Raw genomic sequence first — 20,795 nt, 5'->3', positions numbered from 1 at the left:
TCCGGCCCGACTTGAGGACACGCCTGCCGCCATGCCGAAGATCGACGAGAGCCGCCCCTTCCTTCCCGTGAACATCGCGGTGATCACGGTGTCCGACACCCGCAGCGCCGCGGACGACCGCTCCGGCGATGCGCTGGCGGAGCGGATCGCCGGGGCCGGCCACCGGCTCGCCGCCCGAACCATCGTTCGCGACGACATCGCGGCGATCCGCGCCCAGGTGCAGGCGTACATCGCCGATCCGCAGATCGACGTGGTGCTGACCACCGGCGGCACCGGGGTTACCGGCCGCGACGTGACGCCGGAAGCGGTCGAAGCGCTCTATGAAAAGGCGATCCCCGGCTTCGGCGAGCTGTTCCGTTACCTGAGCTATGCCAAGGTCGGCACCTCCACCATTCAGAGCCGTGCGACCGGCGGCGTCGCCAACGGCACCTACATCTTCGCCCTGCCGGGTTCGCCCAGCGCCTGCCGCGACGCCTGGGACGATATCCTGGTCTGGCAGCTCGACAACCGCCACCGCCCCTGCAATCTGGTGGAGCTGATGCCCCGCCTGCGCGAGCACATGGCGTGAGCGGTGTTGGTGTGAGCGAACCGACTGGTTTTTCGACGGAGGCCCTGCACGCCGCCCTGACCCGGCTGCCGCGCCTTGCCGACCTCTCCCCCGACGCGCTGGAGCCGATGCCGCTGAAGGGCGTCGCCCACGACCATGTGCGCCTGCGCGGCCGCCGCTTGGTCGCCCGCATTCCGCGCTGGAGCCAGCTGGGCCTCGATGCCTGGACGGCGCTGGACCGGCAGGCCGCCGCCTTCCGCCGGGCGGAAATGTCGGGCCACACCCCGCGCTTCGCCGGCATGCTGCCGCCGGGCGAGGGGCTGCCGCTGGGCGCGCTGGTGGTCGGCGAGGTGGAGGGCCGCACCCCCGTCCTGCCGGACGACATGCCGGCTATCGCCCGCGCGCTGGCGGCGATCCACCGCATGGCCCCGCCGGACTTCTACGAGCCGCTGCCTGCCCCGCCCGATCCGGTCGCTGCATTGCTGGCCCAGGTGGAACGGCAGGCGGAGTGGTTCGACCGTGCCGCGCTGGACGCCGGCGCCCGCGCCCTGATCGCGGACGAGCTTGCCGCCGCCCGCAGCGGCGACCTCGCCCCGCCGCCGGAGACGCCGATGCCGCTGACCGCGGTGGGGGTGGACGTGCATCCCGGCAATTTCCTGATCGACGGCCATGGCAAAGCCTGGTTCACCGATCTGGAGAAGCTGCAATACGGCCACCCGGCGAGCGACCTCGCCCATGCCAGCCTCTACACCTCCACCAAATGGGACCCGGCGGTGAATGCGGAACTTGCGCCGTCCGACGTCGATGCCTTCGTGGAGGCCTGGGCGATGGCGGTTCCCGGCGACCTCGCCGACGAGGTGCGGCCCTGGCTGAAGCCGTTGCGCCGGCTGACTTGGCTGCGCACCCTGTCCTGGATGGCCCGCTGGTCGGTGGAAGGCGCCATGCTGTCGCCGGGCATGCCGGAAGGCTTGCGCGCCCATATGGACGCCCACGCCACCGACATCCTGCGTGCCGAACGGATCGAACAGGTGCGCCGGGATTGGACCCCAGTCCCCTCTCGCCCCCCGGGGAGAGGGTTAGGGTGAGGGGGAACCACATATGGGGATGTTTCGGCTGCGCCGACCCCCCTCATCCCGACCTTCTCCCCAGGGGGGAGAAGGAGAGTGGGCACGAAAGTCTCTTGCCCGCGCCCTGCCGAAAGTGATGGGATACCGACTCGGAAAACGAGGTGACGAGAGCATGACGAGTTTCCGACGCCGGTTGCTGCCGACCGCCCTGGCCGCCCTGCTGACCGAGGCCATATTGGCGCCGGCTTTCGCCGCCGGCCCGCCCGGCGAGACCGCCGGCTCCGCCACCGGCAGCTATCTGGCCGGCCGCTACGCCCAGCACCAGGACGACTGGACGGCGGCGGCGCGCTTCACCGCCCAGGCACTGGCCGCCGATCCCGACGACCAGGCCCTGCTGCGTCGCACCTTCCTGCTGCGGCTGGGCGAGGGGCAGGTCGACACCGCCATCGGCTATGCCACCCGCCTGCTGGGCGAGCAGGGCGAGCCGCAGATGGCGCTGACCCTGCTGGCCGCCGATGCGCTCGCCAAGGGCAAGCTGGACGAGGCCGACGGCTATGCCGCGCGCCTGCCGGCAGATGGGCTGGGCCGCTTCATCACCCCGCTGACCCGCGCCTGGCTGGCGACATCCCGCGGCAAGACGGACGAGGCGCTGGCCGCGCTGGAGCCGTTGGCGGCCGTCCAGGGCTTCGGCGCGCTCTACAACCTGCATGCCGCCCTGATCCTCGACCTCGCCGGCCGCAGCGAGGATGCCGCCGCCCATTATGTCAAGGTGACGGACACCGAGGCGCCGCTGCGGGTGGTGCAGATCGTCGGCAACTTCATGATGCGCACCGGCAAGAAGGACGAGGCGCGCAAGCTCTACGAGACCTTCCAGATCAACAACCCCGACGGGCTGCTGGTGGAGCCGGCGCTGGACGCCATGGCGAAAGCGCCGTCCGACACCCGCCCGGTGCCCGATGCCCGTTCGGGTCTGGCGGAAGCGCTGTTCGACCTCGGCAGCGCCCTGCATCACGAGAATGCCGACGAGCCGGCGCTGCTGTTCGGTCGCATCGCGCTGCACCTGCGCGGGGATCTGGCGCTGGCCCATCTGCTGATCGGCGACATCGTGGCCTCCCGCGACCATCACGAGGAGGCGCTGACCGCCTACCGGCTGCTGGCGAAGGACCCGCTGCTGGGCTGGACCGCCCGCATGCGCGAAGCCGACAGCCTCGCCCGCATGAACCGCAACGACGACGCCATCGCGGTCCTCAAGGCCCTGTCGGCCGAACGGCCGGAGCGGACCGACGCGGTGACCCGGCTGGGCGACATCTACCGCTACGCCAAGCGGTACGACGAGGCGATCCCCGCCTACACGACCGCTCTGGAGCGGATCGGCGCGCCGCAGGAGCGCCATTGGCCGCTGCTGTACGCCCGCGCCATGAGCTACGAGAAGACCAAGCAGTGGCCGCAGGCGGAGGCCGACCTGCAAACCGCGCTGACGCTACGGCCGGACGAAGCGTCGCTGCTGAACTTCCTCGGCTACAGCTGGATCGACCGGGGCGAGCATCTGGACAAGGCCAGGGCGATGGTGGAGCGCGCGGTGGAACTGCGCCCGCGCGACGGCTACATCGTCGACAGCCTGGGCTGGGCTCTCTACAAGCTGGGCGACTTCGAGGGCGCGGTCGCGAAGCTGGAGCGCGCCGTGGAGTTGAAGCCGGGCGATCCCACCATCAACGACCATCTCGGCGACGCCTACTGGCGCGCCGGCCGCCGCAACGAGGCCCGGTTCCAGTGGATGCGCGCACTGCGCAATGCCGACGAGGACACCGACAAGGCCGGCATCCAGGCCAAGCTGGACGAGGGATTGGCCGACCGGAAGGCCGCCGCGAAGTAGCGAAGTATCCCCTCTCCCCCCTGGGGAGAGGGTTAGGGTGAGGGGGTTGCACGGCTAGGATTGGCGAGAAGCGGAAACTGCTGTGCGCTGATCTGCGCCACGCTGTGCATCCCCCTCACCCCGACCGTCTCCCCGGGGGGGAGAGGGGGGACACCCCCACATAGGGTTTGTACTGGCTGTCCGTCTGCTGGATGTGCTCCACGAACCAGTCCTTCAGCAGAAGGATCAGGTCGACCCGCAGCATGGTGGGGTTGCCGCCGTCGAAGTCGCGGGCCAGCTTGTCCACCTCGTCGGCGAAATAGCGGTGGGCGGCGAGGTGGCCGTTCAGTTCGGGATAGCCGCAACGCTCCATCATCGCCTCCTCCCGCGCGAAATGGACGGCGACGTAGTCCTTGAGGCTGGCGAGCAGGCTGGACAGCTCCTCCCGGTTGGCGGGGGTGATGCCGCTTTCCAGCAGGCCATTGAACAGGTCGAGGAGCCGACGATGCTCTTCGTCGAGCACGGGCACGCCGACGCTCATGGATTCGTCCCAGGCGACATAGGTCATCGCAGCGACCTCCCCCCTCGCATCCCGCGAAATCAAGCGCCTTCCGCCCTTTTCAAGCGGTTGCGGCCGGCCATGGCTGGGTTGTGGACATCTTGACAGGGATCCTAAAACCGGCAACCGTGCCCGTCCAAGCGGCAAATCCCCGCAGGGGGCGCGGCATGATGCGCCAGCCCCCTCCTGACCGCCCCTCCCCGCCACCAGCCCCAGAGTGACCGATGGCCCTGCTCGACGAGATCGCGGAGAAGAAACGGGCGCTGGACGCGGCCCGCCCCCTGCCGCAGGAGGTCGTGCACGGCATCGCCGACCGCTTCGAACTGGACCTCACCGTCGCCGCCGCCGCGCTGGAGGAGGTGCCGGTCAAGCCCGCCGACGTCAAGGCGATCCTGGAGCGCGGCAGCATCCTGCGCCACCGCCCGGTGGAGGAGCAGCGCTTCGTGCTGAACCATCGCGCGGCGCTGGAACTGATGGCGCGGCTGTCCTTCGATCCGACGGGCGCGGTGACCGAACGCACGGTCTCCGCCTTCCACAGCGTTCTCTATCGCGGGATCGAGGACGAGGCCGGGAAATACCGCAACGGCGCGCCGAAGGACGATCCGGCGGAGACCGCGCCCGATCCGGCCAAGCTGCGCGTGTCGATGTCGGCGTTGTCGACCTGGATGCGCAAATCGGACGCCAGTCCCGACGCCGCCTTCGAAGCGCATCACAAGCTGAGCGCCATCCGCCCCTTCCACACCGGCAACCGGGCCACGGCGCTGCTGCTGTGCAACCTGATCCTGAACCGCGCCGGCTACCCGCCGGTGGTGGTCCTGGCGGAGGATCGCGGTCTCTATCTCGACCTCGTCGAACGGGCCTGGGCTGTCGGCGACAAGACGCCGTTCCGCGACCTGATGATGCGCTTCCTGTCGCAGAGCCTGGATTTCTGCCTGGAGGCGGCGGGCAAGGCCGACGCGGACGAGCCCGGCGATCTTCCCTGACGCTTTTCAGACCGGCAGGCGCAGGCGCGACGGCCGGTCCGGACCGCTGTGGATCAGCAGCGTGATCGGCAGCGCATCGACCCGGCGGGTTTCGCCCGGCTCGGCCCCGGTGCCGGGATTGACCGGATAGGCCGGGAAGCAGGAGCCGGCGAGGCTGAGGCGCAACGCCGATCCCGGCGCCAGCGTCGCGCAGGCCGCCCGCATGGCGATGGTCAGCGGCCGGGTCGGATCGCCCGGCTCCACCCGTGCGTGGCCCTGGGTCAGCGGCAGCACCTGCCCGTCGGGGCGCACCACCGACAGCACGGCGCTGACGTCGAAGGACGGGGCGTCGGCCTCCACCCACAGATCCAGTGCGACCCTCCCGGCCAGCATCAGCGGCTCCTCCAGCGGCAGGCTGGTGTAGGTCGCCACATCCGGCCGGCGGTCGACGGCGGCGCGGTCGAAACGGCCGGCGGCGGCCGGCACCGCATGGCCGCCGACCGTCGGCACCGGACTGCGCGGATCGTGCACCACCACGTCGAGTGCCTCGAAATCGGGCATTTCCGGCCCCAGCCGGCCACCCTGCCGGTTGGCGAGGCCGTCGCTGGCCAGATGCAGCACCGCCTCCGCCGCAGGCAGGGTGGGCAGGTCGTGCCAGCGCCCGGTCTCCACGTCATGCAGGCGCACCGCGCCGCCGCGGTCAGCCCCCTGCCCTTTCAGCACCCGCTCCCACCAGGCGAGTTGCAGCGTGTCCAGCGTGGGCGCCTCCCCCGGCGCCGCGGCGGGACCTTCGGCGTCCCAGGGACCGACCACCAGCCGCACCGACGCCCGCCCCCGCGCAGCAAGCAGGTCGTGGGCGTCCAGCGTGCCGGCCAGCCGGGGATCGTACCAGCCGCCGAATTGCAGCACCGCGACGTCGGCCGGCATGTCCGCCAGCATCGCCTTGGGCGACAGCGCGGTCCAGGCCGGGCCGGGCACCGGGTTGGTCAGCCAGTCGTCGTAATGGGAATAGCGGGCGTAATCGCGCAGGGCCTGCGGCCGCGACGGGATCTCGTCGTCGATCGGCAGGCTGCGCGCCGCATCGGACAGGATGCGGTGGCCGGTGCCGTCCTCCACCCGCCGCGCCGCCTCGGCGGCGGTGCGCAGAGCCCAGCCCATGGCGTCGGCCAGCCGGAAGGCGCCGCCCTCGTAAGCCCAGTCGGAAAAGACGTCCCAGCCGGCGAAGGCCGGCGCAACGGCACGCAGGGCCGCCGGCCGCTCCGCCAGCGCCAGCCACTGCGCCATCCCGGCATAGCCGCAGCCATACATCGCCACCACGCCCGACGACCCCGGCAGCGAGGCCGCCCAGGCCACGGCGTCGGCCCCGTCCTCCCGCTCCGCCTCGAAGGGGCGGAAACGGCCGTCCGACGTGCCGCAGCCGCGCACATCCTGCACCACCACGACATAGCCCCGCGCGGTGTACCAGCGCGGATGGGCGTAATGGCTGGTCAGCGCGGTGCGCCGCCCACAGGCCACGCGCAGCAGCAGCACCGGCCACGTGCCGGCGGCGTCCGGCCGGTAGAGGTCCGCATCCAGCCTCACGCCGTCCCGCGTCCGCATCGACACGGTTTCCGGCGGCCGGACCGGCAGCAGGTCATGCGACTGGTGGATCATCGGGGCCAGATGGGTCATGGCGTGTCGGGCTCGCTCGATGACGAACAACGATTAATGTGTTGTCGTGGCAAAGCCCGTGCCAGAGGGTCGGGAGCAGTTTGCTTAAATCCCGATGCTGCCCCACCCGCTGCTTGAAGCCCCTCCCCCCTTGCGGGAGAGGGGTTGAGGTGAGGGGGGCGACGATCTGAAGGCCGATGAAATTCTTGAGTTTCCGCCCCCTCACCCTAACCCTCTCCCACAAGGGGGGAGGGGATTTGTCCAGCACTCAGGCGCCCTATTTTCGGGCGGTCGGAGTCCGCTCACTTTCCAGCCCCCTGCCTCTTTCCCAGGCAGACCGCCCGTTCAGGCGGCAATCAGCTCGAAGCGGTCGACATCGACCATGCCGCGGTCGGTGATCTTCAGGTGCGGGATGACCGGCAGCGGCAGAAAGGCCAGCTGCAGGAAGGGCTCGGCCAGCGGGCAGCCCATGGCGCGGACGGCGGCGCGCAGGGTGCGCAGCTTCACCTCCACCGTCTCGAACGGCTCCAGGCTCATCAGACCGGCCAGCGGCAGGGCCAACTCGCCCACCACCTTGCCGTCGCGCACGGCGACGAAACCGCCCTGCAGCTCGATCAGGCGATTGACGGCGATCCGCATGTCGGCGTCGCTCGCCCCCACCACGCAGATGTTGTGACTGTCATGCCCAACCGACGACGCCAACGCCCCCTCGGCGAAGCCGAAGCCCTGGACGAAGCCGCGGCCGATGTTGCGGTTGCTGCCATGGCGGGCGAAGACGCAGATCTTCAGCAGGTCGCGCGACGGATCGGCCACCATCCGGCCACCCGCCACCGGCACTTCGATCCGCCGGTGTTCGGTCAGGATCTTCCCCGGCTCCAGCCCGATCACCGACTGCACCGACCCGCCGGCCGGCACGGCGAAATCCTCCTCCGCCACAGGCTCCAGCTTCACCGAATCCAGCCCCACCGGCGTCACCGCCGGCCGGCCGTCGAAGCTGTGCGGGCCGACGACCTTGCCGTTGCGGATGACGCGGTTGACCGCGCAGTCCTCCAGATCGTCGAGCAGGACCAGATCGGCGCGATGCCCCGGCGCCACCAGCCCGCGGTCATACAGGCGGAAGCCGCGGGCGGCCGACCAGGTGGCGGCACGGTAGACATGGGCGACCGGCGCGCCGAGGCGGATGGCGCTGCGGATCAGGTGATCCATGTGCCCCTCCTCCGCAATGTCCAGCGGGTTGCGGTCGTCGGTGCAGAATCCCAGGAAAGGCGAGGTCTCGGGGCTGATGACTTCGGCCAGGGCATGGACGTCCTTCGACACCGAACCGTCGCGGATCAGCACCTGCATGCCCTTGCGCAGCTTCTCCATCGCTTCTGCGGCGCTGGTGGTCTCATGGCAGTTGCGGATGCCGCAGGAGAGATAGGCGTTCAGCTCCTTGCCCGACACCAGCGGGGCGTGACCGTCGATGTGGCGCCCGTCGAAAGCGGCCAGCTTGTCCAGCACCCCGTCCACCTTGTGGAAGACGCCGGGGAAGTTCATGAACTCCGCCAGGCCCAGGACCCGGGGATGGTCCATGTGGCGGATCAGGTCCGGCGCCTCCAGCCGCGCGCCCGACGTCTCCAGTTCCGTCGCCGGCACGCAGGAGGACAGCTGCACGAACAGGTCGAGCGTCGTCCCGCCGGCGCTGTCGAGGAAATAGCGGAGGCCCCGCTCGCCCAGTACGTTGCAGATCTCATGCGGGTCGCAAATGGCGGTGGTAGTGCCGCGCGGCAGCACGCAGCGGTCGAACTCCTGCGGGGTGACGCAGGTGGATTCGCAATGGACGTGGGTGTCGATGAAGCCCGGAACCACGGTCAGCCCGCGCCCGTCGATCTCCTCCACCCCGTCATAGGATTCGTAGGTGCCGACGATGACCTCGCCGCAGACAGCGATGTCGCCCTCGGCGATCTCGCCGGTCACGACATTGAGGAAGCGCGTGTTCTTGATGACCAGATCGGCCTTCGCCTCGCCCAGCGCCTGCCCGATGCGCGTCTTCAGATCATCCCGGCTCACCGCCATAACCCACCCCGCCTGTCGTCTATTCAAGCAGGCAAGGTGGCCCGCGCCGTCGCGACGTGCAAGCGGCTATCGTCCCCGATTGCGATCACTCGCCGTCATAGGGCGGCGCCACCGGCAGGCGCACGCTGACCGTCGTGCCCTCGCCCTCGCGGCTGCGGATGTCCAGCGTGCCGTTCAGCAGATCAACGAAGGAACGGACCAGCGGCAGGCCCAGCCCGGTGCCGCCGGAGCGGCGGGACAGCTGGCTGTCGACCTGACCGAAGGGTTGCAGGGCCACGGCGATGCCTTCGGCGTTCATGCCGATGCCGGTGTCGGCGATCTCGATCAGGATGCGGCCGCCGTCCGGGCGGACGCGCAGCGCAATGCTGCCGCCGGCGGGGGTGAACTTGACGGCGTTGGACAGCAGGTTCAGCAGGATCTGCTTCACCCGCACCGGGTCGCCCAGCAGGTGCGGGGTATCGGGGGCGATGTCCTGGTTCAGCGTCAGGCCGCTTTCCTCCGCCCGTTCGGCGATCAGCAGCAGCGAGCTTTCCACCGCGTCCCGGACGTCCATCGGCTGCGGATGCATCTCCAGCTTCCCCGCCTCGATCTTCGCGACGTCCAGGATGTCGCTGATGACGGCCAGCAGATGCTGCCCCGACTTGCCGATCACCTTGGCATAATCGAGGTATTTGGGGTGGCCCAGCGGCCCGACGATCTCGCTTTCCATCATCGAGGAAAAGCCGATGATGGCGTTCAGCGGCGTGCGCAGCTCGTGGCTCATGTTGGCCAGGAACTCGCTCTTGGCACGGTTGGCGAGTTCGGCCTGCTCCTTGGCTTGGATCAGCGCCTGTTCGGCGCGGCGGCGTTCCTGGATTTCCTGCATCAGCGCACGGGTGCGCTCGGCGACACGCATCTCCAGCTCGTCGCGGGCCTGCCGCAGCGCCAGTTCGGCCCGCTTGCGCCGGGTGATGTCCTGGCCGACGCACAGGATGCCCGGCGGCACCCCGTCCGCCTCCGGCAGGCGGTTCAGGTTCCACAGGAACACCCGCTCGCTCATACAGTCCTGCTCGCGCAGCGCCTGTTCGAAGTTGCGGATCTCCGTGCCCTGGACGGCGATGGCGATCTGGGCGGCGAAGGCGCCGGTCGGGCGCTCCCCCATCACCTCCGTCCAGTGGCGGCCGATGGCGCCGCCGCTGCTGCTGCCCATGCCGAAGGCGCGTTCGGCTTCCCGGTTGGCCTCCTGCACGCGGCCGTCCTCTCCCAGGACCAGGATGATGCTGGCCGCGGTTTGCACCAGGGAGCGGAAACGCGCTTCTCCCGCCCGCGCCTCGCTCTGCCGCAGGGCGGCCTCCAGCTCGGCCACACGGGCTTCGAGGCGGCTGACGGTCTCCGCCGGCCCGGCAGAGCTTACATCCATGAAAAACGTCCGGTCGATCACGCCGCGGCGTTTTCCGGCTGCATGATGTCGCCCAGCTTCGCCAGCAGGAATTCCAGATCCTCGGGCGCCAGATCCTCGTATTGCGTCAGGATGCGCTCGATCACGCGGCGGCGGTGGCGCTCGCGGTCGCCGGGTTCGCCGTCATAGGGCGTCTCCTTCAGCACGTCGATGGCGATGCGGCAGGCCGGCAGCAGGGCCGGCGGCAGCTTCGCCTTGTCGTACAGCGACTTCAGCCCCAGACGGCCGGCATCGTGGATCAGCAGGCGGGCGTTGGTCAGCGGAACGTTCGCCATGCGCGACATGGCCATCTCGAAGAAGGCGATGTCGCCGGTGCACAGCGAGCGCAGCAGCAGCGAGGGCGTCAGGCGGCCGGTACGGGCGAGCTGGCCCACCAGCCGGTCCAGGGCGCCTTCGTCGCTCTCACCGGTGAACAGCGCCACGGTCGCCCGTTCGCGGCTTTGCAGGATCAACTCCGACGCGACCTTGGCCGGCAGTTCGTGGTGGGCGACGAGATGCTGGCGCAGCCGCTCCGACACCACGGCGACCAGCCGTTCGGCAATGGTGATCGGCAGCTTGGAGCGGTGGACCAGCGGGTCCTGCACCGCTTCACTGGCACCGAAGCGGTCGATGACGCGGCCCAGGCTCTGCTCGCCCAGTTCCGCCCCCTCGTTGGCGACCAGGGCGGCGACGGCGCGTTCGGACCCGCTTTCGATCAGCGCGTCGGCGACCACCGCCGGCACGGTCGGGCGCTGGGCGATGGCGGTGCTCTTCGCCTCGGCCCCCGACCGCACGATCTCGACCAGATCGGCCGGGGTCAGCACGGTGGACACGCTGAGGAGCGGGATCGCCACCGCCTCCACGTCGCGGGCCAGGGTCAGGGCGACGTCGCGCGGCAGGGACGGGCTGGACTTCAGGTTCTCGGCCAGGGTCTGGCGGACGCGCAGGACCGTGTCGTTGACCATCAGGCGGATGATATCCTCCGCCAGCTTGTGCTCGGCCTGCGACAGCTCGGGGCTGTCGAACTGCTGGGCCAACTTGGCGGCCAGATCGGTCCGGCTGTTCGGCGACGGGTCGGCCAGCAGCCGCACCACGTCCTCCTGGGTCAGATGACCCGACTTCATACCGTCACTCATGGGTCCGGGACCCTTCCTGCCCTGGTCCGTCTCCATATCTGTCGCGAAGAGGCGATACCCGCGCGGATGTGGGCGGAGACTTGTCCACACCGTCAAGGATCTTCCGAAACGGTTGAACCTTCATTAACGCCGGCGGGTCATAGATCGTAGGACGGGGTTCGAATTGGGATCAGGGCAGCTCGACGAAACTGGGCGGTTCCGGCAGGATCGGGCGGCGGCGCCGCGCACCGCGCAGGTGGATGGCGACCTCGGCGATCTGTTCCTCCACCGAGATAAGGCACTGCGAGGCGACCTCCAGCCCGCGGTCCTCGTAGACGTAGGCGTCGGGATGGGTGTCGGCCCAGCGCCGGATGGCGGTGTCCCGCTCGCGCAGCAGGCCGATGATGGTTGGTCGGAACAGCCGCATCATCGCGGTGATCCAGCGGTTTGCCGGCCAGGACGGGCGGGCATGGTCGATCTCGAAGGCGTCGAGCATGGCGATCACGTCGTCGGCGGCGTACCAGGTCTCCCCCGTCACCCAGCGGTTGGTGGTGAACAGGCGCACCGGCTGGCCGGCGACGTCCATGGCGATGCCGATCAGGTGCGACAGCGCGTCGTTGTCGTTCTCCGGCGGCTGGAAGTCGGGCAGCGGCGCCGGCCGCAGGCCGGACGGCATGCCGTGGGGCCGCAGGAAAGTGTGGAAATGCCCATGCTCCCCATCGGGCCGCTCGCCTTCGGGGTGGCAGTGGTAATAGTACTGGGCGTGGAATTCGGCATCGTATACGTCGCCCGGCGGATAGTGCTTCCACTCGTAAAGCGTGCCGTGCCCGCGCAGAAGCTCGCCCACCACCGTGTCGCCGGTCTTGGCCAGGACGCGCTGGCACAGCCGGACCTCGCGCCCCGCCTCGGCCATCGCCTCCAACTCTTCCCGGGACACGTCCGACAAATCCGTCATCGCCCGATCCTGCGCTGCGCGAACATCCCTATTACGTACGCGGCTATGCGGGCGTGGCAAGGTCTTTTCGGACTTCGCACCTGAGGTTGCAGCCGGGCCTGCGCTTGGCCGGTCAGCTGCCGGAGGGGCGGAAATGCTGCGACAGCGACCAGGTCACCAGTTCGCCGGTGACGCGGCCCAGCGCCTCGTCGAAGGCGGCGACGATGTCGGTGAAGGACCGGCCGCGCACGGGGGCCGACGCCTCGAAGGTCTCGCCCGCCTCAATGGTCCGGCGCGGCATGGCGACCAGCTTGGCCGACAGGCGCACATGCACCCGGTCCGGCAGGGCCGCCCCGGGCGTCGCATATTCCGCCTGGAAGTCGCGCAGTTCCGATTTCAGCACATAGTCGGAGCGCAAGCCCACCGTGTCGCGCCCGACCGAGACGATCCGCCCGCTGTCCTCGAAGGTCTGGACGATCAGCCCCTGCACCATGTTGGGCGCCCGGTCGGCCCAGGACACGTCGGCGTAATAGTCGAGCGAGGTCGGCGTGCGGGCCAGCGCGATGCGCGGCGTGTCGATCCCGGCGGCGGCGGCCGGCGTCTCGACCAACAGCTGCCAGTCGACCTTGGGACCGTCGGCGACGCTGGCGCGCGGGGTCAGGGTGTAGAGCTGCGGCGCCGTCGGGTTCAGCGTGGAGCAGGCGGCAAGCCCCAGCAGCAGGACGGCCCCCGTCACCGCACCCAGCACCGACCGCGCCGCCCCTTTGCCCGTCCCCTTCCGCAAGATCGCCGTCCCCGTCATTTCCCACGCACCTCCACACCCTGCCGCGTCCCGCCGAAGAGGAAGTTCGACGGATCGTTCTCGATCCGCGTGATCACCCGCGACAGCTGCCCGGACAGGTCGCGCAGTTGGGAGATCAGCAACGTCAGATCATACAGTCCGGTGGCGGTAAAGTCCCGCACCGGCTCGCGATTTTCGGCCATCAGGCTGTTCAGCGTGTCGGAGGTGCGCTTCAGCGAGCGCATCAGCTCGCGCGTTTCCCCCGTCAGCTGCTTGGCGCTGCCGTCCACCGTCGCCAGCGTTTCCCGTGCCTGGGCCAGGGTGCGGTCCAACTGCGGCCCGACCGCCTCGAAGCCGTCCAGCGTCTGCCGCGCCTGGGCCATCGTCTCCTCCAGGCCGGAGCCGGCGCGGGCAAGCTCGCCGCTGAGGGTGCGGGCATTGGCCAGGATCTCGCCGATGGCCTTCTGGTTCTCGCCGTTCAGCAGCTCGCCCAGCCTGGTGATGACCTCCAGCGCGCGGTTGACCAGCTGCGGCGCGCTGTCCACCACCGCGGTCAGCGAGCTTGGCCGCGACGGGATGGTCAGCACGCCATCGGCATCGGTGGCGGTCAGTCGCTTGCCCTCCACCGTCCCGCCGGAGATCTGGACATAGGCGCCGCCGGTGATGCCCTGCACCTCCAGCGAAGCGATGGAATCGGCCATGATCGGCGTGCCGTTCTGCACCTGGACCGTCACCCGCACCCGCGTGACGTTGTCGGGGTCGAGCCGGATGTCCGACACCGTGCCCACCGGCACGCCGCGGTAGCGCACCGGGCTTCCCTGCTGCAGGCCGGTGACCGAGCCGCTGAAGTAGATGCGGTAGGTCTCACGCGATTCGTCCAGCTGGACCTTGGCGATCCAGGCGGTGAAGACCAGCAGGCCGGCGACCAGCGCCAGCACGAAGCTGCCGACCAGAATATAGCTGGCGCGGGTTTCCATGGCGTGCCCCTACCCTTTCGCAAGCTGTCGAGCTTGATTGCGTTCCTTGGCGTCCAGCGCCGCGCGGCCGCGCGGTCCGTGGAAGTAATCGCGGATCCAGGGATGCGGATCGGCCAGATGCTGGGCCAAGGTTCCCACCCGGATCTTGCGGTCCACCAGCACCGCGATGCGGTCGCAGATGGAGGTCAGGCTGTCCAGGTCGTGGGTGACCATGAAGACGGTCAGCCCCAGGCTGCGCTGCAGCCCCTGGATCAGCGTGTCGAAGGCGGCGGCGCCGATGGGATCGAGACCGGCGGTCGGCTCGTCCAGGAACAGGATGTCGGGGTCGAGCGCCAGGGCACGGGCCAGACCGGCACGCTTGATCATGCCGCCCGACAGCTGGGCCGGATGCTTGGTCCCGGCATCGGGCGGCAGGCCGGCCATGGCGATCTTCACCCGCGCCACCTCGGCGATCAGCGCCGGCGGCAGATCGGTGTGCTCCTTCAGCGGCAGCATCACATTCTCCGCCACCGTCATGGAGCTGAACAGCGCGCCGTTCTGGAACAGCACCCCGGTGCGGGCCTGCAGCGCCGTGCGCTCCGCCCGGCCGAGTTCGGCGGTGTCGTGGCCCAGCAGCTCGATCCGGCCGGCGGACGGCGCGATCAGGCCCAGGATTTCCTTCAGAAGCACCGACTTGCCGGTGCCGGACCCGCCGACGACGCCCAGCACCTCCCCGCGCTCGACATCAAGGTCGAGCCCGTCATGGACGGTCTGCGGGCCGAAGCGGGTGACCAGCCCCCGCACCCGGATGACGGGGGACGTGTCCATCACACCCCCAGCATGGAGAAGACGACGGAGAACACCGCGTCGATGACGATCACCAGGAAGATCCCCTCCACCACCGCCTTGGTGGTCATGATGCCGACGCTTTCGGCGCTGCCGGAGACCTTCAGCCCCTCGTAACAGCCGACCATGGCGATGACCAGGGCGAAGACCGGCGCCTTGATCAGCCCGGCGATCACCGTGTTGATGCCGACGGCGGTGTGAAGCTGGCGAATGAACTGCCCGAAGGTGATGTCCAGCGTGGCATAGGCCATCACCGCCCCGCCGAACAGTCCCATCACGTCGGCGTAGAAGGCCAGCAGCGGCAGCGAGATCATCAGCGCCAGCGCCCGCGGCACCACCAGCAGTTCGATCGGGTCGAGCCCCATGGTGCCGATGGCGTCGACCTCCTGGTTCACCTTCATGGTGCCGATCTGCGCGGTGAAGGCGGAGCCGGATCGGCCGGCGACGATGATCGCCGTCATCAGGATGCCGATCTCGCGCAGGACGGAGATGCCCAGCAGGTTGACGACATAAAGCTCCGCCCCGAAGCGCTTCAGCTGGTCCGCCCCCTGGAAGGCCAGCACCACGCCGATCAGGAAGGACAGCAGCCCCAGGATCGGCAGGGCGTTCAGGCCGGTCTGCTCGATATGGAACAGGACGGAGGTCAGGCGCAGGCGCGACGGGCGCAGGATCAGGCGGCCGAAGGTGACGGTGACGAGGCCGAGGAAGCCGACGAGATCCAGCAGTTCCTTGCCGGCGTTCACCGTCGTCTGCCCGGTGCGGACGACCATGTCCAGGATGGGGTGATGGTCGCGCTCGATCGCATGGGGCGGCGCCTTGCCGGCATCGCGCACCGCGCCGAACAGGGCGGCATGCTCCGGCCGCACCCCGACCACCTCCACCGCGTGCCCTTCCGCCCCCAGCCGGTCGGCGAGACGGTTCAGCAGATAGGCGCCGACGGTGTCGAGCGCCTCCACCCGCGACAGATCGAGCCGCACGGCGGCACCGTCCTCTGGCTTCTGCGCCCGGTCTAGCGCGTCCGAGGCCGACCCGGCCGCGTGCAGCGTCCAGCGCCCGGCGGCACCGATCCGCCAGCCGCCGTCCTCCGGCCCGGCATCGATCCGGGCCAACTCCGCCGCCGTTCCGTCCTTCGCCAAAGTTCCAGCCACAGGCTCCGCCGCACGCAACCGCACTCCGCCCGGTGCGTCTGGCCGACCGGTGCTTCTGGAACGTGGCGGAGCACCGCCGAATGGTCAACCCCATGCGGCATAGCCGCGCAGCACGGCGGCCATGCCCGGCGCCGAACACGGCGTCTGGGGCCACGGCCAATCGCGTCTTTTCGCGCAGACAGGCAGCCGCTAGAGTGCGGGCCGGCGGCCCCGGCCTTCCATGCCGGCACCAGACCCTTTACGGACACGATCTCCGATGAACCTGAAAGACCACATCCGCGGCATTCCGGATTTCCCGAAGCCCGGCATCCTGTTCTACGACGTCTCGCCGCTGCTGGCGAACGGCGCCTCCTGGAAGGCCGCCATCGACGAGTTGGCCGACGCCGTGCGCCCGCACAAGCCGGATCTTCTGGTCGGAATCGAGTCGCGCGGCTTCCTGGTCGCCGCCCCTCTGGCTCTGGCGCTGGGCATCGGGTTCATCATGGTGCGCAAGCACGGCAAGCTGCCGGGCGACAAGATCGCCCATTCCTACAATCTGGAATACGGCACCGACACCATCGAGGTGCAGGCGGACGCGGTGAAGCCCGGCCAGCGCGTGGTTGTGCTGGACGACCTGCTGGCGACCGGCGGCACCATGGTCGCCGCCATCAACCTGCTGCGCCAGGTCGGCGCCGATGTCCGCGCCGCCGCCTTCCTGGTGGAGCTGACCTTCCTCAACGGCCGGGACCGCATCGACGTGCCCAGCGTCTCGCTGATGGCATACGATGAGTGAGATCGGCTCCTGAGATCAGCGCCGGGCGCGCCAGCCGTCGACGCTGAAGCGCCCGGCCCCCGCCGCGGTCAGCGCCAGATAGCCGCCGATGATGGCGAGGTTCTTCATGAACTGCGTCTGCTGCATCTTCATGGCCTCCGGCGGAACGTCCCAATAGCGGTGGGCGATCAGGGTCGCGGCGACGGTGAAGGCCGCGACCAGCAGCGCCGCCAGCCGGGTCCAGGCGCCCAGCACCACGGCCAGCCCGCCGAACGCCTCGACCAGCGCGCCGATGGTGCCCATCACCGCCGCCATCGGCACGCCCTGGCTTTCCAGCCCGGCGATGAAGCCGCCGAGCGCCATCAGCTTGCCGAAGCCGCTCTGCACGAAAATGGCGCCCAACAGGACGCGTGCCGCCAGAAGCAGCGCATCCTGTCCGGCGGTGGCGGTTCCCGCACCGGTGGCGAAGCCGCCCGGCGTCGTCGCATGGTTGGTCATCGCACTGGTCCCTTATTCCGGTTTCACTTGGAACAGGTGACGATGGCGGAAAGCCCATTATTCCGCCGACGGTCGAAAGAACGGCCTCAGGCGGTCTTCCACAGCGTGATGATCATGACGCCGGCCACCGTCAGGGCCGCACCGGCCAATTGCAGCATGCCCATCGGCTCCGCCAGCACCAGATAGCCGAAGACGGCGGCGGCCACCGGGCCGATGGCGCCGCTCAGCGCCACCAGATTGGGGCCGACCCTCCGCAGCGCCTCCGCCGTCATCAGAACGGGCAGCACGGTGCAGACCACCGCCATCACCGCCGACAGCCCGTAGACCGGCAGCGGCAGGTCCAGCGCCGACAGGGGCCGCAGCACAATGAATTGAAGGATGCAGCACAGGCAGGCCGCCGTCATCGCATAGGCGGTGAAGCGCATGGAGCCGATCCGCTGCACCACCCGGCTGCTGCCGACCAGATAGACCGAATAGAGGAAGGCCCCCATGAAGACCAGTCCGGCCCCGGCCATGAAGTTGGGGTGGCCGGTCCCGACCTCCGACCACACCACCAATGCGACGCCGGCATAGGAGACGACCAGCGCCACCACCTCGCGCAGGCCGATCCGCTTGCCGAGGAACATGGCGGACAGAATCACCACGATGGTCGGGTAGAGAAACAGCAGCAGCCGCCCCATCCCGGCGGAGACGTATCGCAGCCCCAGGAAATCGCAGAAGCTGGCGGCGTAATAGCCGGTGATGCCGAGCCCGATGGTCAGGGCGAGGTCGCGGCCGGCGATCGGCGCGCGATCTCCTTTTCCGGCCCCCTTCCGGGCACCCGACCACAGCGCCATGCCGAGGAAGAAGGGCAGCGCGAAGACCATGCGCAGCATGATCAGCGTGACCGGATCGACATTGTAGCGGTAGGCCAGCTTGATGATGACCGGCCGCAGGGAAAAGGCCACCACCCCCGCCACGGCGAGCCCGAGCCCGGTCAGAAGCTGGACCGGCGGCAGGACGGACGCCGCGGCGATGCCGTCGGACGGCAGGCTGGCCTGGGATGCGCTGGTTTGGGACAAGGTGTTGGATCCGGCGACGGAAGAGGGAACGCCATTCAAGCATCCCCGCATCCGTTTGGCTCGCCCGAAGGCGGCGGACGGCCATGCCCTCCGCCCCACCCTGGATTGCACGATCCGCGACGCTGATGGTGGAGCCTCTCGACCTTCAGGCGGCAGGCGTCGCCGCGACGGCGGTGCCGCTCATCGGGGCAAGGCCGGTGAAGGCGATCCGCGCCTGCTGGCCGATGGCGATGGAATGCACGCCGGTCAGGGCGCCGGTGGACACCCACTGCCCCGCCTTCAGCGGCCGGCCGAGCCGGACCGCCATGCTCAGCGCCACGGCGACCGCGGCCGCGATGCCGCCCGGCAGCTTGGCGGCGCTGCCGACCCCGACGCTCTGCCCGTCGATCAGCACCTCGGCCCTGAGCGCATCGGCGCTTTCGAGCCCGCCGACAATCTCCTCGCCGATGATCAGGCCGGTGTTGTTGCCGAAGACGGCGGTCGAGGCGGTCGGCCCCAGTTCGTTGACCGGAGCCAGCGGGCCGCCCGCCACCTCGACGGCGGCATGGACGGCGGCGATGAAGGCCGCGGCCTCCGCCGGGCTGTAGTCCAGCTTGTCGGCGGGAGCGTCGGCGGCGATGCGCACCGCGAACTCCGCCTCCACCGCGCCGAAACCGCCGGGAATCACTGGAAAGCTCAGCGCTCCCCCGTCGGCTGTCGCCACCGTGCCGGCGAAGACCGGACCGATGTAGCGCATGGCGCCCAGCGCCTCCTCCAGGGCCGGGGGCACCCGCGCCACCTTCCAGCCGGCGACCTCGTCGGGCCAGGCCGCGGTCGCCGTCGCCTGGATGGCGTAGGCGGTGGCGAGATCCGCCGGCAGCGGGCCGGGGAACTCGGCGAGACCGGTCGCGCTGCGGCGGGCGGCGACGAAGCGGGCGGCGGTCTCGGCGATCACCGGGTCGGCCAGGGTCGGGGCGCTCAGCCCGATGGGGTGCGTGACGGTCATGACAGGGACTCTCCGCTGAGGGGTGCGGCGACTGTAGCCGCCCCGGCCGGTCCGGGAAAGTGCGCTGCACAAAACACAACCCGCCAACGCCACCCGGCGCGCTTCCCGAAAGGCGGGGTGGACGGACCATCCGCTTGAGGCGACACTGATGCCGTCCTTGCCGCGGGAGAGGCCATGCGCTCCGACACCGACGCCGCAACCAGCCAGCTGTTCCGCCGTATCGAGGCGAGGCGCGACGATCTGGTCGCACTGACCCAGGCCTTGATCCGTATCCCGACCGTCAACCCGCCCGGCGACGTCTATACCGACTGTGCCGAACTGATCGGCCGCCGTCTGGCGGCACGGGGCTTCTCGGTTGAGTATGTGCGGGCGGAAGGGGCGGCCGGCGACAGCGACCGCTATCCGCGCACCAACGTCGTCGCCCGCATCGAGGCGCCGCGGCCGGGGCCTTGCGTCCACTTCAACGGCCATATCGACGTGGTGCCGGCCGGCCAGGGCTGGACCGTCGATCCCTTCGGCGGGGTGGTGAAGGACGGCCGGGTCTATGGCCGCGGCGCCTGCGACATGAAGGGCGGCATCGCCGCCTCGATCATCGCCGTCGAATCGCTGCTGGAGGAAGGGCTGCTGACCGCCGGCGCCCTGGAGATCTCCGGCACGGTGGACGAGGAATCGGGCGGTTACGGCGGCGTCGGCCATCTGGCGAAGCTCGGCTATTTCTCCCGGCCCCGCGTCGACCACGTCATCATTCCGGAGCCGCTGAACGTCGACCGTGTCTGCATCGGCCACCGCGGCGTCTGGTGGGCGGAGATCGAGACCAAGGGCCGCGTCGCCCATGGCTCCATGCCCTTCCTCGGCAACTGCGCGGTGCGCCACATGGGTGCGGTGCTGCACCGGATCGAGACGGAGCTGATCCCCCGCCTCGCCGCCAAGCGCACCGACATGCCGGTGGTGCCGGAAGGGGCGCGCCAGTCCACCATCAACATCAACGCCATCCATGGCGGCCAACGCGAGGACCATGACGGCCTGCCGAGCCCAATGGTGCCCGACCGCTGCCGCATGGTCATCGACCGCCGCTACCTGATCGAGGAGGACCCCGAGGCGGTCCGCGGCGAGATCGTCGCCATCCTGGAGGATCTGCGCCGCAGCCGCCCAGGCTTCGAGTATGAGCTGCGCGAGGTGCTGGCCTTCCTGCCCACCATGACCGACGCCGACGCCCCCGTGGTGCGGGCGGTCGCCGCCGCCATCGAAACCGTGCTGGGCCGCCCGGCGCAGCATGTCGTCTCCCCCGGCACCTACGATCAGAAACACGTCGTGCGCGTCGGCCAGTTGAAGGACTGCATCGCCTACGGCCCCGGCATCCTCGACCTCGCGCACCAGCCTGATGAATGGGTCGGCATCGACGACATGGTGCAGTCGGCCCAGGTGATGGCGCTGGCGACGCTGGGGCTGATGAACGGTAACGACGGTCCGCGGTTCTGAACGCATATCCGGGAACGGACGAATCCGAAGCACACTGCGGACGCCCTCTTCTCCGTTCTCCTCATTCAATCGCCTGACCCACAGATCCAGCGTCGCTCCAAGAACGTATTCATGTCGTCCGGCTTGGAAGAG

19 protein-coding genes are annotated in these 20,795 nt (G+C 69.6%); 6 read left to right on the top strand and 13 right to left on the bottom strand.

The window, feature by feature from the left end:
• The first annotated feature begins 31 nt into the window (after positions 1 to 31).
• The 3 genes from moaB to FZ983_RS05730 all read left to right on the top strand — a co-directional run bounded on the left by moaB (position 32) and on the right by FZ983_RS05730 (position 3,487).
• Complete coding sequence (gene moaB, locus FZ983_RS05740) at positions 32 to 568, top strand: molybdenum cofactor biosynthesis protein B (protein WP_149222624.1); 537 nt, start codon at positions 32 to 34, stop codon at positions 566 to 568.
• Positions 569 to 579: 11 nt separating this feature from the next.
• Positions 580 to 1,632 carry an aminoglycoside phosphotransferase family protein gene (locus FZ983_RS05735; protein ID WP_149222623.1) on the top strand — a complete coding sequence of 351 codons (1,053 nt, stop codon included), beginning with the start codon at positions 580 to 582 and terminating at the stop codon, positions 1,630 to 1,632.
• A gap of 154 nt (positions 1,633 to 1,786) precedes the next feature.
• A complete protein-coding gene (locus FZ983_RS05730; RefSeq protein ID WP_149222622.1) occupies positions 1,787 to 3,487 on the top strand; it encodes a tetratricopeptide repeat protein in 1,701 nt (566 codons plus the stop codon).
• Positions 3,488 to 3,602: 115 nt separating this feature from the next.
• Here FZ983_RS05730 and FZ983_RS05725 read toward each other — a convergent pair whose 3' ends face one another.
• Positions 3,603 to 4,034, bottom strand: coding sequence for a bacteriohemerythrin (locus tag FZ983_RS05725; RefSeq protein WP_149222621.1), 432 nt, complete (start codon positions 4,032 to 4,034; stop codon positions 3,603 to 3,605).
• Between the two features lie 215 nt (positions 4,035 to 4,249).
• Here FZ983_RS05725 and FZ983_RS05720 point away from each other — a divergent pair, with 215 nt between their 5' ends.
• A complete protein-coding gene (locus FZ983_RS05720; protein ID WP_149222620.1) occupies positions 4,250 to 5,008 on the top strand; it encodes a Fic family protein in 759 nt (252 codons plus the stop codon).
• Positions 5,009 to 5,014: 6 nt separating this feature from the next.
• Here FZ983_RS05720 and FZ983_RS05715 read toward each other — a convergent pair whose 3' ends face one another.
• From FZ983_RS05715 to FZ983_RS05675, 9 genes are all read right to left on the bottom strand, one after another.
• On the bottom strand, positions 5,015 to 6,658 hold the full coding sequence (locus FZ983_RS05715; RefSeq protein ID WP_149222619.1) for a CocE/NonD family hydrolase: 1,644 nt from the start codon (positions 6,656 to 6,658) through the stop codon (positions 5,015 to 5,017).
• A gap of 324 nt (positions 6,659 to 6,982) precedes the next feature.
• On the bottom strand, positions 6,983 to 8,692 hold the full coding sequence (ade, locus tag FZ983_RS05710; protein ID WP_149222618.1) for an adenine deaminase: 1,710 nt from the start codon (positions 8,690 to 8,692) through the stop codon (positions 6,983 to 6,985).
• Between the two features lie 85 nt (positions 8,693 to 8,777).
• Positions 8,778 to 10,091: an ATP-binding protein gene (locus FZ983_RS05705; protein ID WP_149222617.1), complete on the bottom strand. Its 1,314-nt coding sequence runs from the start codon at positions 10,089 to 10,091 to the stop codon at positions 8,778 to 8,780.
• A gap of 17 nt (positions 10,092 to 10,108) precedes the next feature.
• A complete protein-coding gene (locus tag FZ983_RS05700; RefSeq protein WP_247883603.1) occupies positions 10,109 to 11,245 on the bottom strand; it encodes a DUF2336 domain-containing protein in 1,137 nt (378 codons plus the stop codon).
• A gap of 169 nt (positions 11,246 to 11,414) precedes the next feature.
• Positions 11,415 to 12,179, bottom strand: coding sequence for a hypothetical protein (locus tag FZ983_RS05695; protein WP_149222616.1), 765 nt, complete (start codon positions 12,177 to 12,179; stop codon positions 11,415 to 11,417).
• Between the two features lie 112 nt (positions 12,180 to 12,291).
• Positions 12,292 to 12,942: an ABC-type transport auxiliary lipoprotein family protein gene (locus FZ983_RS05690; protein WP_247883602.1), complete on the bottom strand. Its 651-nt coding sequence runs from the start codon at positions 12,940 to 12,942 to the stop codon at positions 12,292 to 12,294.
• A gap of 14 nt (positions 12,943 to 12,956) precedes the next feature.
• Entirely contained in the window at positions 12,957 to 13,916 is a 960-nt protein-coding gene (locus tag FZ983_RS05685) for an MlaD family protein (RefSeq protein ID WP_149222615.1), read from the bottom strand.
• 9 nt (positions 13,917 to 13,925) lie between these two features.
• Entirely contained in the window at positions 13,926 to 14,723 is a 798-nt protein-coding gene (locus FZ983_RS05680) for an ABC transporter ATP-binding protein (protein ID WP_149222614.1), read from the bottom strand.
• Entirely contained in the window at positions 14,723 to 15,889 is a 1,167-nt protein-coding gene (locus tag FZ983_RS05675) for an MlaE family lipid ABC transporter permease subunit (RefSeq protein ID WP_247883601.1), read from the bottom strand. Before FZ983_RS05675 ends, FZ983_RS05680 begins: the two co-directional genes overlap by 1 nt.
• A gap of 256 nt (positions 15,890 to 16,145) precedes the next feature.
• Between FZ983_RS05675 and FZ983_RS05670 the strand changes: the two genes are divergently transcribed.
• The gene (locus FZ983_RS05670; RefSeq protein ID WP_149222612.1) at positions 16,146 to 16,661 is read left to right on the top strand and encodes an adenine phosphoribosyltransferase; all 516 of its coding nucleotides are present in this window, start codon (positions 16,146 to 16,148) and stop codon (positions 16,659 to 16,661) included.
• Positions 16,662 to 16,676: 15 nt separating this feature from the next.
• Here FZ983_RS05670 and FZ983_RS05665 read toward each other — a convergent pair whose 3' ends face one another.
• From FZ983_RS05665 to FZ983_RS05655, 3 genes are all read right to left on the bottom strand, one after another.
• Positions 16,677 to 17,138, bottom strand: a complete 462-nt coding sequence (locus FZ983_RS05665; RefSeq protein ID WP_149222611.1) for a DoxX family protein — start codon at positions 17,136 to 17,138, stop codon at positions 16,677 to 16,679.
• Positions 17,139 to 17,224: 86 nt separating this feature from the next.
• On the bottom strand, positions 17,225 to 18,199 hold the full coding sequence (locus FZ983_RS05660; RefSeq protein ID WP_247883600.1) for a DMT family transporter: 975 nt from the start codon (positions 18,197 to 18,199) through the stop codon (positions 17,225 to 17,227).
• Between the two features lie 145 nt (positions 18,200 to 18,344).
• Positions 18,345 to 19,184 carry a 2-keto-4-pentenoate hydratase gene (locus tag FZ983_RS05655; protein WP_149222609.1) on the bottom strand — a complete coding sequence of 280 codons (840 nt, stop codon included), beginning with the start codon at positions 19,182 to 19,184 and terminating at the stop codon, positions 18,345 to 18,347.
• 174 nt (positions 19,185 to 19,358) lie between these two features.
• Between FZ983_RS05655 and FZ983_RS05650 the strand changes: the two genes are divergently transcribed.
• Entirely contained in the window at positions 19,359 to 20,663 is a 1,305-nt protein-coding gene (locus FZ983_RS05650) for an acetylornithine deacetylase/succinyl-diaminopimelate desuccinylase family protein (RefSeq protein WP_149222608.1), read from the top strand.
• The last annotated feature ends 132 nt before the right edge of the window (positions 20,664 to 20,795 follow it).

The sequence above is a fragment of the Azospirillum sp. B21 genome (genome assembly GCF_008364825.1).
In the GTDB taxonomy this organism is placed as follows: domain Bacteria; phylum Pseudomonadota; class Alphaproteobacteria; order Azospirillales; family Azospirillaceae; genus Azospirillum.
This window is presented reverse-complemented; position numbering and strand designations above follow the sequence as displayed.

Coding starts and splice junctions, on each gene's coding strand:
- moaB (WP_149222624.1), top strand. CDS start 32: ATGCCGAAGATCGACGAGAGCCGCCCCTTCCTTCCCGTGAACATCGCG.
- FZ983_RS05730 (WP_149222622.1), top strand. CDS start 1,787: ATGACGAGTTTCCGACGCCGGTTGCTGCCGACCGCCCTGGCCGCCCTG.
- FZ983_RS05725 (WP_149222621.1), bottom strand. CDS start 4,034: ATGACCTATGTCGCCTGGGACGAATCCATGAGCGTCGGCGTGCCCGTG.
- FZ983_RS05720 (WP_149222620.1), top strand. CDS start 4,250: ATGGCCCTGCTCGACGAGATCGCGGAGAAGAAACGGGCGCTGGACGCG.
- FZ983_RS05715 (WP_149222619.1), bottom strand. CDS start 6,658: ATGACCCATCTGGCCCCGATGATCCACCAGTCGCATGACCTGCTGCCG.
- ade (WP_149222618.1), bottom strand. CDS start 8,692: ATGGCGGTGAGCCGGGATGATCTGAAGACGCGCATCGGGCAGGCGCTG.
- FZ983_RS05705 (WP_149222617.1), bottom strand. CDS start 10,091: ATGGATGTAAGCTCTGCCGGGCCGGCGGAGACCGTCAGCCGCCTCGAA.
- FZ983_RS05700 (WP_247883603.1), bottom strand. CDS start 11,245: ATGAGTGACGGTATGAAGTCGGGTCATCTGACCCAGGAGGACGTGGTG.
- FZ983_RS05695 (WP_149222616.1), bottom strand. CDS start 12,179: ATGACGGATTTGTCGGACGTGTCCCGGGAAGAGTTGGAGGCGATGGCC.
- FZ983_RS05685 (WP_149222615.1), bottom strand. CDS start 13,916: ATGGAAACCCGCGCCAGCTATATTCTGGTCGGCAGCTTCGTGCTGGCG.
- FZ983_RS05680 (WP_149222614.1), bottom strand. CDS start 14,723: ATGGACACGTCCCCCGTCATCCGGGTGCGGGGGCTGGTCACCCGCTTC.
- FZ983_RS05670 (WP_149222612.1), top strand. CDS start 16,146: ATGAACCTGAAAGACCACATCCGCGGCATTCCGGATTTCCCGAAGCCC.
- FZ983_RS05665 (WP_149222611.1), bottom strand. CDS start 17,138: ATGACCAACCATGCGACGACGCCGGGCGGCTTCGCCACCGGTGCGGGA.
- FZ983_RS05655 (WP_149222609.1), bottom strand. CDS start 19,184: ATGACCGTCACGCACCCCATCGGGCTGAGCGCCCCGACCCTGGCCGAC.
- FZ983_RS05650 (WP_149222608.1), top strand. CDS start 19,359: ATGCGCTCCGACACCGACGCCGCAACCAGCCAGCTGTTCCGCCGTATC.